The sequence below is a fragment of the Mesorhizobium sp. M1295 genome, assembly GCF_040318135.1.
Lineage (GTDB): Bacteria > Pseudomonadota > Alphaproteobacteria > Rhizobiales > Rhizobiaceae > Mesorhizobium.
This window is the reverse complement of the sequence record NZ_JAMYLU010000029.1, coordinates 53,981-68,614: the sequence shown is the minus strand read 5'-3', so window position 1 is coordinate 68,614 and position 14,634 is coordinate 53,981. Positions and strand designations below refer to the sequence as shown.

Annotated in this window: 12 protein-coding genes; 6 read left to right on the top strand and 6 right to left on the bottom strand. The window is 60.0% G+C overall.

The window, feature by feature from the left end; translation table 11 throughout:
• Positions 1–139: 139 nt before the first annotated feature.
• A complete protein-coding gene (locus tag NKH29_RS28630) occupies positions 140–1,720 on the bottom strand; it encodes a M16 family metallopeptidase (protein WP_502911309.1) in 1,581 nt (526 codons plus the stop codon).
• 1,181 nt (positions 1,721–2,901) lie between these two features.
• Complete coding sequence (locus NKH29_RS28625) at positions 2,902–3,150, bottom strand: hypothetical protein (protein ID WP_352496304.1); 249 nt, start codon at positions 3,148–3,150, stop codon at positions 2,902–2,904.
• 209 nt (positions 3,151–3,359) lie between these two features.
• Between NKH29_RS28625 and NKH29_RS28620 the strand changes: the two genes are divergently transcribed.
• On the top strand, positions 3,360–4,511 hold the full coding sequence (locus NKH29_RS28620; protein WP_502911308.1) for an IS701 family transposase: 1,152 nt from the start codon (positions 3,360–3,362) through the stop codon (positions 4,509–4,511).
• 493 nt (positions 4,512–5,004) lie between these two features.
• A complete protein-coding gene (locus tag NKH29_RS28615) occupies positions 5,005–5,217 on the top strand; it encodes a cold-shock protein (RefSeq protein ID WP_352718180.1) in 213 nt (70 codons plus the stop codon).
• Positions 5,218–5,462: 245 nt separating this feature from the next.
• Here the strand turns inward: NKH29_RS28615 and NKH29_RS28610 are convergent, their stop codons facing one another.
• On the bottom strand, positions 5,463–5,927 hold the full coding sequence (locus NKH29_RS28610; RefSeq protein ID WP_353001140.1) for a Ros/MucR family transcriptional regulator: 465 nt from the start codon (positions 5,925–5,927) through the stop codon (positions 5,463–5,465).
• 637 nt (positions 5,928–6,564) lie between these two features.
• On the opposite strand from NKH29_RS28610, the gene NKH29_RS28605 reads away from it, so the two are divergent.
• Together NKH29_RS28605 and NKH29_RS28600 are read left to right on the top strand one after the other, a co-directional pair.
• The gene (locus NKH29_RS28605; RefSeq protein ID WP_353001139.1) at positions 6,565–6,786 is read left to right on the top strand and encodes a DUF982 domain-containing protein; all 222 of its coding nucleotides are present in this window, start codon (positions 6,565–6,567) and stop codon (positions 6,784–6,786) included.
• Positions 6,787–7,598: 812 nt separating this feature from the next.
• On the top strand, positions 7,599–8,654 hold the full coding sequence (locus tag NKH29_RS28600) for a cytochrome-c peroxidase (RefSeq protein WP_353001138.1): 1,056 nt from the start codon (positions 7,599–7,601) through the stop codon (positions 8,652–8,654).
• Positions 8,655–8,931: 277 nt separating this feature from the next.
• On the opposite strand, the gene NKH29_RS28595 is transcribed toward NKH29_RS28600, so the two are convergent.
• The 3 genes from NKH29_RS28595 to pdxR all read right to left on the bottom strand — a co-directional run bounded on the left by NKH29_RS28595 (position 8,932) and on the right by pdxR (position 12,361).
• A complete protein-coding gene (locus NKH29_RS28595) occupies positions 8,932–9,261 on the bottom strand; it encodes a helix-turn-helix domain-containing protein (protein ID WP_352684089.1) in 330 nt (109 codons plus the stop codon).
• A 432-nt stretch (positions 9,262–9,693) separates the two neighbouring features.
• Positions 9,694–10,401 carry a B3/B4 domain-containing protein gene (locus tag NKH29_RS28590; protein WP_353001131.1) on the bottom strand — a complete coding sequence of 236 codons (708 nt, stop codon included), beginning with the start codon at positions 10,399–10,401 and terminating at the stop codon, positions 9,694–9,696.
• 454 nt (positions 10,402–10,855) lie between these two features.
• Positions 10,856–12,361: a MocR-like pyridoxine biosynthesis transcription factor PdxR gene (gene pdxR, locus NKH29_RS28580; protein ID WP_353001137.1), complete on the bottom strand. Its 1,506-nt coding sequence runs from the start codon at positions 12,359–12,361 to the stop codon at positions 10,856–10,858.
• Between the two features lie 74 nt (positions 12,362–12,435).
• Here pdxR and NKH29_RS28575 point away from each other — a divergent pair, with 74 nt between their 5' ends.
• Together NKH29_RS28575 and NKH29_RS28570 are read left to right on the top strand one after the other, a co-directional pair.
• Positions 12,436–13,668, top strand: a complete 1,233-nt coding sequence (locus NKH29_RS28575) for a trans-sulfuration enzyme family protein (RefSeq protein WP_352684087.1) — start codon at positions 12,436–12,438, stop codon at positions 13,666–13,668.
• Positions 13,669–13,720: 52 nt separating this feature from the next.
• Complete coding sequence (locus tag NKH29_RS28570; RefSeq protein WP_353001130.1) at positions 13,721–14,623, top strand: dihydrodipicolinate synthase family protein; 903 nt, start codon at positions 13,721–13,723, stop codon at positions 14,621–14,623.
• Positions 14,624–14,634: the final 11 nt, after the last annotated feature.

Below are 14,634 nucleotides of genomic sequence, written 5' to 3'. Positions count from 1 at the left end.
AACGGCCAAGCAGCGCTCTCCGACGCTCAAAAAAGCATATATGCCTCAAATCGCATATCTATGCGCCTTCTCTGCAAAGGCCCCATAAGGGGTGAAGGGAAGACCGGGCGGCGCATGCGCATGGGGATGGAGCTCATGATCAATTCCCCGCCTGTTGCAAAAGATAGCCTGTGGTCGAATGGTCGAGCACCAGATAACGCGCGGCGACCGCCTTGACCTCGTCGGTGGTGACCTTGCGGACGCGGTCCGGCCTCTCGAGCACGTCCTTCACATTGCCACCGGTGGTGAGCGTCTTGCCATAAATGTTGGCGATGTGGTCCAGCTCTTCGTGCTCAAAAACCGAGCGGATATAGCGGTCTTTGGCCTTGTCCAGCTCGTCGCTGGTGACGCCATCCTTGGCGATCCGGGCGACTTCGGCAACGGCCGCCGCTTCGAGATCGACGAGCTTTACATCGCCGCGCGGCGAGCCGGAGATGGTGAAATTGGTGTCGTCTAGCATGGTGCCCTGGAAGAAGGCGCCGGCCGCCGAGGCTATGCCTTGCTTGACGACAAGCTCCTGATAGAGCCGGCTTCGGTTGCCGCCGCCGAGGATCTCGGCCAGCAGGTCGAGCGCCTCGGCCTCGCCGGGCTCTGCCGTATGATAGGACGGCACCACCCATTGAGTGGAAAAGCTCGGCACGGAAACGCGCGCATCGGTCAGCGTCACTGTGCGCCTGGTGTTCTGCTCCGGCTCGACCGGGCGGTTGCGCGGGGGCAGGTCCGGCCCGCGCACAACCTTGCCATAGGTCTTCTCGGCCAGCGCCTTCACCGTCTCAGGCTCTACGTCGCCGGCCACCACCAGCACGGCGTTGTTCGGTCGGTAGTATTTGTTGTAGATGGTGAATGCGTCGGTGCCGTTCAGCTTCTCCATCTCCTGCATCCAGCCGATGACCGGAATGCGGTAGGGCTGGTTCTGCCGCAACGTCGCGTTGACCTCCTCGTCCAGCAGAGCCTGCGGGTTCGTCTCTCTGCGCCAACGGCGCTCCTCCAGGATCACGTCGCGCTCGGTCTTGATATCATCGTCGTTGAGGATGAGGTTGAACATGCGATCGGCCTCGAAGCCCATCATCTCACCCAACGCCGAGGGCGCCACTGTCTCGAGGAAGGTGGTGTAGTCATAGGCGGTGAAGGCATTATTGTAGCCACCGATGGCTGAGACGGCTCGGTCGAACTCGCCGGCGGCGTGGTTGGTCGTCGCCTTGAACATCAGACGCTCGAGGAAATGGGCAATGCCGGATTTGCCCGGTGGCTCGTCGGCGCTGCCGATCTTGTACCAGACCATATGAGTGACGATCGGCACGCGGTGATCGGGGATGACGACCACTTCCATGCCGTTGTCGAGCAGGAAATCCGTCACTTTACCCTCGTCGGTGGCGGCCGGAGCCGGAGCGGTCGTCACCAGGGCCAGCGCGGTGGCAATGAATGCCTTGCGCAGCCAGGGGGACCGAAGTTTGATCGATGGCTCCGGTTGTGGTGGCTGGTCGAAAGGCAAGGTTCGAGGCAAAGTGATTTGTTCCTCATTTTGATGAAGGCGGTGCGTCCTCGTCTCCCCCCGTGGGAGGATCGGCGGGCAGCGCCGAGCCAGATGAGCAACCGGCTTCATGGTGCTAGGCCTTACTCGAGCCTCGTCTTTGGATGAACCCAGGAGACCTGCGGCGGTATTTCTTGGTGATTTGATCATGGGGGGCGACTTCTCCTTGGTGCGTGACGCGTTTGCGGATGACTAGGCATGAACTGCGCCAGATCAGAAAACCGTTCGAGGCATGCGATAAATCGGGCGCTGCTATGTTGCGTATTCGACATCGTCGGACATCGGACAGGGGCGAACGCGACGCGCGCGCGGCTTGGGACGATATCTCCTTCGTTCGGAAGACGATTGGGCCCGCTGCCGGGGGAGCGGCATAGGATGCGCTTCGAATAGCCGCTGCACTGAGTGAGTGAGAATTTAGCTGTTGGTCGCCCCAGCGGAAGGCTGTCCTCGACAGGCACGCCAGGGTCGAGGCTGAACGGCAGAGGAGACAGGAGCGTGGCGGGTTCGAGCGCGTGGAGCCTTTTCGCGCGCGAAGACGGATCTCATCAAGGATCTGCAACAGTTAGGGAATATTCGCGAGGCGCTGGAACCGAAGATCGTAGGACATCAGGCGAGAAAGAAGGATGCGTTGAGCGCTTTTGGCGGATGAGCTTGCCCGAAGTCGTTGCGCGTGATGAGTTGCTGCGGAACAGGGATCGTTTGCGTGGGGCCTTGGTCGAACTTGAGGAGAAAACAGATTCCGCCCAAGCGCCGGACACAGTTTCCCAGATGATCCGAAAGTCAAATGTTGACGGATTCACCAGCGAACCGGGCGGTCCTAGCGACGGCGTGTCGCTGGAGGCCAGCCCTCGTTCGAGCGTCAGGATTCCAAGAGAACGGGACTTTGTCAGAGCCATCTGCGATCCCAAACTGAGACGTGCAAATATAGCAACGTCACGAAAAAGTTTTGCCGGCCGCCTACAAGCCACCGTCATTGATTTCAAACAGACCCGTTGTCGGAGGCTGATTACAGGTAAGGTCCGTCAACATCGCAGGTTCGTCAAATGGGCTTTTGAGATTGTGGCCATCTTGAAATCCGATTACATCAAAATAGTCTTCGGCCGTCATCGCTTTGCTGTGCGGATCGGCCTATGTAGCGCGCGGCATAGGGCCGATCAGACTGATCCGCATAGCGGGTTCGCGTGTTTGAACGGCGATGCCCTTGCGGCAGGTAGGCATCGCAGCTTACCGTCTATTTTCAGCAGTCCGCATCTTCCGCCGCCTCATGCGGCAAGATGGCCTGGCGCCTGCTGCAAAGGCCTCTCTAATCGGGGCGGCCTCTAAGCTTAAGGCTATCCAGTCAACAATAGCCTTATCCTGCTCATTCTGATGCGCGCCAACCGCCGCGCCGGATTGTGGAACCGCTCGTGAGTAGCTTCTACCACAAACAGAAAGGTCATCAAATCAAGCAGGAAGTCGTCGATCGCTTGGGCGATTGTTTCTGACTTGCCCTTGAACTGATCCAGCAAAACGCGCGCCTTATCGATCGCATCCGCGCTGGCCGCATCGATTAGACCCTCGATCGTCTTGAAACAATCCAATGCGAACCTCCTTCAAGCGCTTGCCAAGGGGTTATGCACGAAGGTGGGCCCGTGAACCACCCAGCCGTGACCTGGTGGCCCGACGAATAAGGCGTCACGCGGCGAGGGCGCTTAGTACTACAGTTGCGGATCATTTGATTTTCTGATTCACTTCGACAGGTTATGGAGGGAACCATGTCTGTCGCTTCGTGGTCAGGGTCGTTGTTGGCTTGGAGCAGGAGCTCACAGCGCTGAAGGCGCGGGTTGGGCGGGTGCTTCCTCGTCGTGAGTTGCGGGAGACGGGCGCCGATTTCCTTGACGGCCTTCTTTCCGGCATTGAGCGCAAGACAGGCTGGCTGATGGCTGAGCAATCCGGAGCGGAGCGGCCCTATCGGATGCAGTCGCTGTTGGGGCGCAGCCACTGGGACGCTGATCGGCTCCGAGACGAGGTTCGCGATTATGTGGTGGAGGCGTTGGGCGATGAGGATGGCGTCCTGATCGTCGACGAGACGGGATTTGTGAAGAAGGGCGATCGTTCCGCCGGTGTCGCGCGTCAGTACTCGGGAACGGCGGGGCGGATCGAGAACAGCCAGATCGGCGTGTTCTTGGCTTACGCGAGCCGCTACGGCCAAGCGCTGGTCGATCGTCGCCTTTATCTGCCGGAGAGTTGGACAAAGGATCGGGCGCGATGTGCCGGGGCGTCGATCCCGGAGACGGTCGAGTTTGCGACCAAGCCAAAGATGGCGCGCGCCATGGTCGAGGCGGCGCTCGATGCCGGCGTCCCGTGCGCTTACGTTCTGGGCGACGCTGTCTACGGGGCGGACAGCAGCCTTCGCCGGATGCTGGAAGCTCGCGAGCAGCCCTATGTCTTGGCGGTTCGAGGCGCTCACTTCATGCGCCGTGGAGGGGATCGTCTGTTTGAGGAAACCTCGCCCGAGGAACTGGCCAGCGAGTTCGAGCCCGACGACTGGGTCTGTCATGCGGCAGGTGAAGGCGCCAAAGGGCCTCGGCTCTACGACTGGGCACGCATCCGCCGCCATTGGACGTCAAAAGGCGGCTTCGAGCATTGGCTTCTCGTCCGCCGCAAGCGATCGACATCCGGAGAAAAAGCCTACTACCTGGTCTTCGCCCCGCCCGGTTCCTCCTTGGCCGAATTGGCGGCAGTGGCCGGCCTGCGCTGGGCGATCGAGGAGTGCTTTGAGCGCGCTAAGGATGATCTCGGACTTGATCATTGCGAGGCTCGGTCCTGGCACGGATGGCATCGCCACATGAGCCTGTGCATGGCCGCCCTGGCATTCCTCTCGAAGCTATCGGCTGATCTTCGCCGCAGCGCATGGAGCAAACCGAACGAAACGAGTCCAAAGGAGCCAATCGCCGCCTGATCCGGATGGCTGCGCTCGTCCCGAGCGTCCCCGAGATCCGCTATCTCCTCGCCCGGATCCTCATCTTCCCACCGACACAAAAGCCCTTCATCATCGCCTGGTCGCTATGGCGACGACGACATCAGGCTGCGGCCACCATCTGTCACTACAAACGGCATCGGCATCCGCAACTGTAGTATTAGTGCGCGATGTAGTTGGGTCGACGTCAGCGCATCCTACGAGCATCGGTAGGTCGTCCGTCCCGTGATCGGTCTCCAAGGACCAGCCGTGGCACGTGCGGGAGCGTTCGAAGATCGGGTGCTTTGGGCCATGCTTGAGCAGCAGCGCAGGACAGAGCCTGCTGGCTGTAGGCGGTCGCGATGGAGTGCGCCAGTTGCGCGGACCAATCAAGCCGGCCTTGAAATTTTTCGTTTTGCTGCCCCTAAGTCTCGGCTATGAATCGGACTGGCCAAATGGCCTGCCCACGTTGCAATTGTTACAAAGGAATACGTATATGGCGACCGGAACAGTGAAGTGGTTCAACAGCACCAAGGGGTTTGGATTTATCCAACCCGACGATGGCGGTCAGGATGTTTTCGTCCACATTTCCGCTGTCGAACGCGCGGGCCTCTCGACCCTCGCTGACGGCCAGAAGATCAAGTATGAGATTGAACAGGACCGCCGCACCGGCAAATCCTCCGCTGGCAGTCTCAGCAAAGCTGGCTGAATTTACTCTTGCGTCCTGCCAAGAGTGGGCGCGATAGGTCAGGAGGGACTCACGGCCGCTCGGCAACAGCGAGCAAGAACGTGGCTCAACTGCAAGGCCGAGACAGCAGCTCGCTGCAAGGCGTCGCGAATTCCTCATGAAACAAAGTTGTTTGAAAGGAAGGCGGGGTTGGCCCCGCCTTTTTATATGACGCGCAGATTAAGCCGATGGCTGCAACGCTGCAGAACGAATCTCGATTGCCGAAATCAAGCCGCGACCTTCTTGCGGGTTCGCTTCGTCGGCTCCGGCGCTTCCGGCGCTTTCGGTTTGCGGCCGAGCCCCATTGTCTTGGCCAATGACGAGCGCGCCGCGGCGTAGTTCGGCGCGACCATGGGATAATCCGCCGGCAGGCCCCATTTGGCCCGATATCCATCCGGCGTCAGCCCATAGTGGGTCGACAGATGGCGCTTTAGCGATTTGAATTTCTTCCCGTCTTCAAGGGAGATGATGTAGTCCGGTGTCACCGACTTCCTGATCGGGACTGCAGGCGTAAGGGCAACCGGCTCTTTTGCAGAGACACCTTCCGCCGTCCCTTTCAGAGCCGCGTGCACTTGGCCGATGAGGGCAGGGAGATCCCCCACCGGGATCGGATTATTGGAGACATAGGCTGAGACGACATCGGCCGTGAGCTCGATGAGGGTGTCGATGTTTTTTTCGGCTTCTTCTGTCATGAAACTCTCCAGGCGGCGTGAAACACAGTCGGCGAAGCGTCGCTTCATAGTGGCGGTCGCCGCTGAAAGCAACCAAGGTCTCGACAGGATTATTGCGATGCTCGTCCAGCAGCGAGATCTATAGCGCGGTATCGCGCCGTCATGACCGTTGATGCGTTCCGTTGTTGGCGACCTGCCGCGGTGCTTGCGCATTTTCAGGCGCGTCTCGGCCGTAAGCTTTGCGCCAGACGACCAGTAATCTCGAAACGAAGCGAGCTGTTTCTGTTCGCCATCCTCTCTTTGGCTGTGAAGTCGGTGGCAGAGCAGTGGCCGCTTCCTGGTGGCGCGTGGAGGAACTATCAAGCGTTGATTCGCAATGGTCGAAACGATGTAGATTCATCCGGTGAGCCGCTCTCGCAGCAGGATGCTAGGGATTGGCCCGCTGGTAAACCGAGGACATCACGCCGCTGCTTTGCTATTGAACCGCTATCGCTGTGACAACACATTCCGCAATGGTGGGCGGGTGTAGAGGAGGCGCCTGTTCACGCAAAATAGCGGTTCAGCAGGTCGGGAGGAACGAATGAGCTCAGGAACTTTCAGCAGCCAACTTTCGTAAGGCGTGCAGCGCACATTGTGCAAGAGATTGCCCGTCCTGCGGATGCTATCGATTTTCTCAACGAATGGCAAACATCGCAGAGACCGGATCCACGAAGCCGCCCTCAGGGCGTGCTTTGATGCATACAACGGACGAAAACCTGCGAGCGCAGCGCGCAAGAGTTTTTTCCGCTTTGCGAAACAGGTCGTCATATTGGAAGATGCAACCTCCGCGATGCAATGGCTCGCTGCCTGCATGTCGGACAGTGGAAAAGCGCAAGTATAGGCGTCGCAGTCGTGTGAGGCTGGAGCGGGTACGCCGACGAGGTTATTGTATCCAGATTTCGCCGGCATCTGGAGCGTACTATAGCGAACAAACAATATTTTGCGCCCTATGGCGATATTAATCATCTTGTTGTATTTGTAAATCAGCTTCTCGCGGCAGGACTGCAATGTTTCCGATGTGAAACCACTGCGTGGGACTTGGTTCTCTCAAATTCGTGACGGTAAATTGCCGTGTAGTTATTGCAAAGAAGTTGTCCCATTGAAGCAAGATGATAAACGAAGCCAAAATTGTGCTCCGTCGTCTGCCAATATTCGCTCGATGGAGGCTATAGGCCTCACAAGCCAATCAAAACAGCTACTCGGGCGCCCTTTGAAATTTGTGTAATTTTGCTCACCCGAAACGGCCCTCTACAGTCGAAATAAGATCGTCCCGCAAAGGTGCTACGAGACACTATCGCGGATCGATTTGGGCCCACGTCGATCTGACGAAGGCAGGCGGAAGTCGAGCAGGACCTGCTGCGGAACAGATAACCGGCCCCAAACCGAATCTGACACGGTGGCGGCCCCGATTTCTTCATAGTTGAAGGCGCAGAGAGAACCGAAGCACGGCTCCGGCGCCGCCGCTTGCCGAGCAGCGATCCTCCGCCTCCCTGAAATCCAGTCGAGAAGAGCGTTCAATTCCGGGACAGTCCAACCTCTGCCGCAAAAACAGGTGTCAGACCATCCGGTCCTCTCCCGCAACTGATCTAGCGCAGGGCGTTCATGAGCCGCATATCCCAGAGTGGCTGCGTGCACGACGCAGCGAGATCATTTATGAAAATCCTATTCAGTACGATGGCTGTCCCCTTGCTGACGGCCACCGCCTTTGCTGCGGATTCGATCCCCGCAGACCTCAGAGAAACGGCAATGGCCACTTTCAAGGCTTTGCCACCCACCGCGCCGGCAGTCGCCAACAACCCGATCACCCCGGAAAAGATCGCTCTCGGCAAGGCACTGTTCTTCGATCCACGCGTCTCTGCGTCAGGCGTCTTGTCGTGCAACTCGTGCCACAACCTGGCCACCGGCGGCGACGACAATCACGAAACCTCGATCGGCCATGGTTGGCAGAAGGGACAGCGCAACGCGCCGACTGTACTGAACGCTGTCTTCAACATCGCCCAGTTCTGGGATGGTCGTGCCGAAGACCTGAAGGCTCAGGCGAAGGGACCGGTCCAAGCCGGGATCGAAATGGCCAATACACCGGGCCAAGTCATCACCACGCTCAAGTCCATGCCGCAATATGTCGAGTGGTTCGATGCAGCTTTTCCGGCTGAAGCCGATCGGGTCACCTTCGACAACCTCGCCAAGGCAATCGAAGCCTTCGAGGCGACACTGGTCACGCCGGCCCCCTTCGACAGTTTCCTGAATGGCGATGACGCCGCCATGACTTCCGAACAGAAACAGGGCCTGGCGCTTTTCATGGACAAAGGCTGCTCGTCCTGCCATGCCGGCATCAACGTTGGTGGGGAAGCCTATTACCCATTCGGCCTCGTGGAACAGCCCAGCGCCGAGGTCCTGCCGGAAAAAGACAAAGGCCGATTTGCGGTCACCAATGCAGCCGAGGATTCCTATGTTTTCCGCGTGGCGCCGCTGCGCAACGTTGCACTCACCGCGCCATACTTTCATTCGGGCAAGGTTTGGGATCTGAAACAGGCCGTTGCCATCATGGGACCCACCCAGCTTGGCGTGGTACTGGCGGACGAAGAAGTCGACCTGCTTGTTGCCTTCCTCAACTCGCTGACCGGAAAGGCACCCGAGGTCGCCTATCCCATCTTACCCGCCGAAACAGCGACAACACCCCGGCCTATAACGCAGATCTTAGGAAAATAAACGGCCAGCTGACTGCGGAACATCGCAATCGACAATGATTGCGACTTTTACTGGACGAGACGAGTCGCGACGTCCATGAGAACGCAAATGGCTCGTTTCCAAAGTGCAGACACTGCTTCCGTCACCAGCTCGTTGCGATGGAATCATGTTTGGGATCTGGCGTGCGACATGCCAAGGAAGGCGTCTGACGCATGAGGCTCACGCGCTGGCGATACCGCGCGGCGGCCGGCGATCGCGCTGGCGGCCGAATTGCCGCGCGCCGAAGTGATCGGCCCCCTCAGGGTGATGGGGCAGCCACTCCGTCCTCCATGTCCAGCGATTCTTCGACTGCTTCCGGATTCCGGGCGATGGTCCAAAGGAGAGTATTCCCCGCTACATCCGGTTTCGAGCGACCTTGCTCCCAGTTTCGAAGCGTTGCCAGATCGAGGCCATACCTCACGGAGAATGCCTCCTGAGAGAGCTTCGTGCGATCCCGGACTTCGCGAACACTTATCGGCCGCGGCGCATGAACCTTCGCGATCACGCCTGCGGACGACAGTTCATTCTTCAGTGCCAACAGGTCGTCGACGCAAGGAACCGTCACGAACGCCTTGCCGTGATCGACCATCTCCGTGAGTATCGCGTGGGCCGTCCTGAGCGGCAGCTGTCTCTTAACGAGAATCCGGGCGGCCTCAGGAGTATTCGCGCCGTGAAGAAAACCGAGGCTCAGTCGGACGGGAGAGCCTGACGACACCGGGACGACGTCCCGGGTTCGCACCCTTGTCCGTACCGCTCCATGAATTTCGATTTAGTCGACATTAAGCTTCTCCGCGATCACTCGACCGAGCTTGCGCAATTTGGACCATCCCCACTGGAGGCATCGCGATAAAAGTACGCCAAACAACGCTAAGGGAGAACAAGCAGTGATCTGATTTCGTTCGACGCTCGTTTTCGAGAGCCGTTCTGGGTCGTTCGCAATCAACTGTGTAGGCCAGCGGAGCGAGCAAGGAGCGCCAGATCCGGACAGGGCTGAGTGGGGTGTTTCTCGGCGGGCCATGCCCTAAGGGACACGAGATGTAGTGGATTCGTCGATCCGCGCTGTTTCGATTCGCGCACCCGGGCACAACGCTTGGATAAGTCCCATCAGATGCTCTCCGGTGGCCGTCATCTGTTTAGCTGACATTGGGCCGAGGGCTTCCAGCACGAGCCACATGGCGCGGGTATCGACCGTGACCATGGTGCGCCGCCCCTGCCGCCAGTTCCAGCGGCGGCACGTGACACCGGCATCATCGCACCAGATGACTTCGCCCGGTTCGGGATGCTCGGTTACCATTTCACCTTGCTGGATCGTGTCGAATGGCTCCGCTCCCTTCGCAATTAAAAGTCTCGGGACCCCCTGGTAGAGATCGAGATCCTCCCCGCCAATCGGAACGCCATACAACACGCTGACGGCATTGTAGGCATCAACCAGTGGGGAAATCCGCGGGAGAGAGCCATCTTTCCGCACCCGCTTGAGAAGCGCGGCGGCCGAGCACGGCGTTCGATTGGCCTTTGTGCCGAAAGCCTCGTAGGCAACGGCCCACGCCGCAAGACGCGCGTCCCTTTGGGCGTCATCGCGAAGCGCTGCCTGTTCCGCCGCCGCAATCGTGTCGTTCAACGCCTGTGCATCCGGCACGTCGATTCCAGCGTTCCGCACCACAATGCTGATCAGATGAAAATCCGGGTGGCGGGCCTTGATCTCGGGGGCAATCAATGGCGTGAAAGACATGGGATGCTCTTTTCTCATGGGGAGGCTTTGCGCTGCGGGTCGTTCGGGAAATGTTTGAAGAAAGGTGCTTGTCGAGCGTCCAGATCTTCTGGCATCGGCATGGTGCATGCCGCACCATGCGCTGGATAATTCCATCATTCGGCCGTGGACAAGGCCTGGTAGAGATCGTCGATTATGTCTTGCGGGTGCTCGAGCCCGCTCGGCCGGCAACAAGCTACGCCTCCGCCAGATCCTCCATTTCATAAAAGGCAGCGGGCGCGATATGGATGTGAAGCAGTTTTCCTTGCCGCATGCATCGCTCTCGGAAATTCGTCTCGCACGAAAAATCTGCCGCCAAACTGGCCTGATCAACAGCACCAGTTGCATGGCGTATTCCCAGTCCAGTTGGCTTTGCAACGAAATGCGGTTCAGCCCAAGGGTCGGTTTCCTCGCCAGCACGCCACGTCCCGCCGTTTTAGCCACCGTGTCCCGGCAACGCGTCTTGCACCTGCTTGACAACCGCTCGCAGGATCTCAACGCCCTTCTCGATTTGCCGAATGCTCAAGGCGGCATAGCCCATGACAAGCCCCACGCGATCGATGTGGCCTTCGTCCGATTGCCGCTCGTAAAGGGGCGAGATCAGGTGCAGCCCCAGGCCCGCGCCTCGGGCGGCTTCGACCAGGGTCGTTTCCCGCGATCGCGGCAGTTCGTCGAACCAAACGACGACGTGCAGACCAGCCTCTGCTCCCTGGACAGCGATGCGATCTCCGAAGCTGCGCCGCAAGGCGCCCAACAACGTCTCCCGACGCTCGCCGTTCAGCCTGCGCACACGCCGCACATGGCTTTCGTAGCCGCCACTCTCGATCAAAGAGGCCAGAGCCTCCTGTTCAGCCACCGGCGAATGCCGGTCCGCGAATTGTTTGGCGGTTGCGAAGACCTCCTGCAATTCCGGCGGGACGACGAGGTAGCCGATACGCAGCATCGGCGAGAGCGTTTTGGAGATCGTGCCGAGATAGATGACAGCCCCGTGGTCCTCGAGACTGTGCAGCGGAGGGACCGGATTGATGTCGTAGCGATATTCGCTATCGTAGTCGTCCTCGATCACGTAGGCATTGTTGTGCCGCGCCCATTCCAGAAGCTGGTGGCGGCGCGTGATCGGCATGACGCCGCCCAGCGGAAACTGATGCGATGGCGTGACATAGGCCAGTCGTGCCCCGATCCCCGCCAGCAACTCCGTCTTCATCCCGTCCTCGTCGACGGTGACCGGGACGGGCGAGGCACCCGTACTGGCAAAGACCTGACGCGCCATCCTATAGCACGGGTCCTCGATGACGAAGCGGTCGGCGGGATCGAGAAGCAGGCGAGCGCACAGATCTAGGCCCTGCTGCGAACCGTTGACGATGATGATCTGCTCGAGGTCGCAGCTCAGGGTTCGGGCGCGCCAGAGATAGCCCTGGAGCGCCTGGCGCAGCCGGCGCGAGCCGCGAGGATCGTCATAGGCAAGACGCAACGGGCGCTGCCCCATCGCCTTGCTCATCGCACGTTTCCAGACCAATGCGGGGAAGTCTGACGGCGCCAGGTCGCCATAGCGGAAATCGACCTTCAGTCCAGTCGGCAGATAATCCGGCCAGGGCGGCGTAACGCGCAGTCGTTCGCCATAGGCGGACAGATGAACCGGGCCGACTCGTTTCGCGACGGTGCGGCTCGTCTCAGGACCGATCAGCGAGGATGCAACGCGAGGTCGTGCGCCTTGACGGACTTCGATAAAACCTTCCGCGGTCAGTTGGTCATAGGCGACCGTCACCGTCGTTCGCGAAATCCCAAGGTCATTTGCCAGGCCGCGGGAGGACGGCAGCTGACTACCGGTTTCATAGACGCCGCCGAGGATTTGCTCGCGAAGAGCCTCGTAGATCTGGCGTGCACCCATCGCGTGCGAGCGACCTGCAGAACCGGCACTTGAAGACTGGACCATTTCATTCATCGCCAACTGGATATTTCCCATTGGCCAGTTTGCCGTCAATCTTTCGGAAACCCAAGAAAGATCTTAGAGGCCGAATGACCCGTTCCTATCAATCCGAAACCGATGCTCTCACGCGGTCGCTCAACGACACCGGTCCCGGATTCGCCACTCGGGCGATCCATCATGGCTACGATCCGGCCGGCTTTTCCAATGCCGTTCAGCCGCCAGTCTTCTTGACCTCGACCTATGGATTCGAAAGCGTGGCAGCGAACGAGGCCGCCGCCGCGCTTGGCGGAAGGCTCTATGCGCGCGAATACAATCCGACGACGGAGATCCTCGAGCAACGGCTCGCCAATCTGGAAGGAGCCGAGGCAGGTTTGGTCGTTGCCTCGGGGATGGCGGCTTTCGGCACACTGATCTTGTCGCTCCTGTCCCAAGGCGATGAACTCATCGTCCACAAGACACTTTATGCGAACACGCTTGCCATGGTCGAACAGGCGGTCCCCCGCTTCGGCATCAAGGTCGTCGCGGTCGACCTGTCCGATCCTCACAATCTCGATGCCGCGATCACCGAGCGGACCCGGCTTGTTTTCTTCGAGACGCCGGTGAATCCGCTGAGCCGCATCCTAGACATCGCTGCCATTGCCGAGCGCGCCCACGCGCGCGGTGTAAAGGTTGCAGTCGACAGCACCTTCGCCTCCCCCGCGCTCCAGCGGCCGCTCGAACATGGGGCAGACCTCGTGCTCCACTCGCTGACCAAATACATCAATGGGCACGGCGATGCCCTTGGTGGGGCGATTCTCGGCGACGCGCAAACGCTCCGCACTCTGCACGAAACGGGCCTGCGCTACATCACCGGCGCAGCGCTCTCGCCCATGTCAGCCTTCCTGATCCTGCGCGGTCTGAAGACGCTCACGCTGCGCATGGAACGGCACAGCGCCACGGCCCTTGCGGTGGCTCAGGCGCTCGAGGCGCACCCGGCGGTGGCATGGGTGAGTTATCCCTTCCTCGACTCGCACCCTGATCAGGTGACGGCGCGAAAGCAGATGTCCCAAGGGTCGGGCATGTTGGCCTTTGGCCTCCACGCTGGGTTCGAGGGCGCGCGGCGGATGATGGACCGGCTCAACCTGATCACCCGGGCTGTCAGCCTCGGCGATGCCGACAGCCTCATCTATCATCCGGCAAGCCTGACCCGTGCTCGTCAGCCGATCCGCAAGGATGCGCATCTGGCCGATGGAGTCGGCGAGGACCTCATGCGTCTCTCGGTGGGTCTTGAAGACGCCGAGGACCTGATCGCCGACATGCGGCGGGCTCTGGACGCCTTGTGATGACCTGTGGTCCGGCCAGTCCCGCGCTCGCGTACAAACCCGGAGCCTTGCCATGGCATTCCTGAGCGGCCTTTCCGCGTTTCCCATCACGCCGACCGATCGTGACGGCCGTGCCGATACCGTTGCTCTGCGCAAGCTGATTGCCAGGCTTTGCGCCGCTCAGGTCGATTCCATCGGTCTTCTCGGCAGCACCGGCACATACATGTATCTGACGCGCGAGGAACGGCGACGGGCGCTCGCCGAGACCTTGGACGAAACCGGGGGACAAATGCCGGTCGTGGTGGGTGTGGGCGCGCTCCGCACCGACGAAGCAGTGAGGCTCGCGCAGGACGCTAAGGCCCTTGGGGCTGCCGCGGGGTTGCTTGCCGCCGCCTCTTACACCCCGCTCACTGATGACGAGGTGTTCGAACATTTCTCGACGGTGGCGCGCGAAAGTGGCCTTCCGATCGTCATCTACGACAATCCAGGAACGACGCATTTCCATTTCACCCCAGCACTCGTCAGCCGCCTGGCAAAGGTGGGTGGGATTGTCGCTATCAAGAATCCGACAGACAAGGGCGATGCGATCAAGAGCCATCTGGCCGACCAGAGGCGCACTGTGCCGGAAGGGTTCTCGATCGGCTACAGCGGCGACTGGAACGCTGCAGAGGCCATGATCGCTGGCGCTGACACATGGTACAGCGTCCTCGCGGGCATCTTGCCCGAGGTCTGCACAAAGATCGTCACAGCGGCGCAGCAGGGCGATGCGGCCGAAGCGCGACGGATCGATGCCGCGCTAGCCCCGCTCTGGAGCCTCTTCAAGGAGTTCTCGAGCCTTCGCGTCGTCTATGCACTTGCCGAATTGCTCGACAGTTGCCGTGCCGACCCCCCGCGTCCCATCCTGCCTCTGCCCTCAGCAGCGAAGCGCCAGATCGCCGCCGCGTTGGAACGCTTGCCATCGGATGTCAACCGGTGAATAGCGAACCC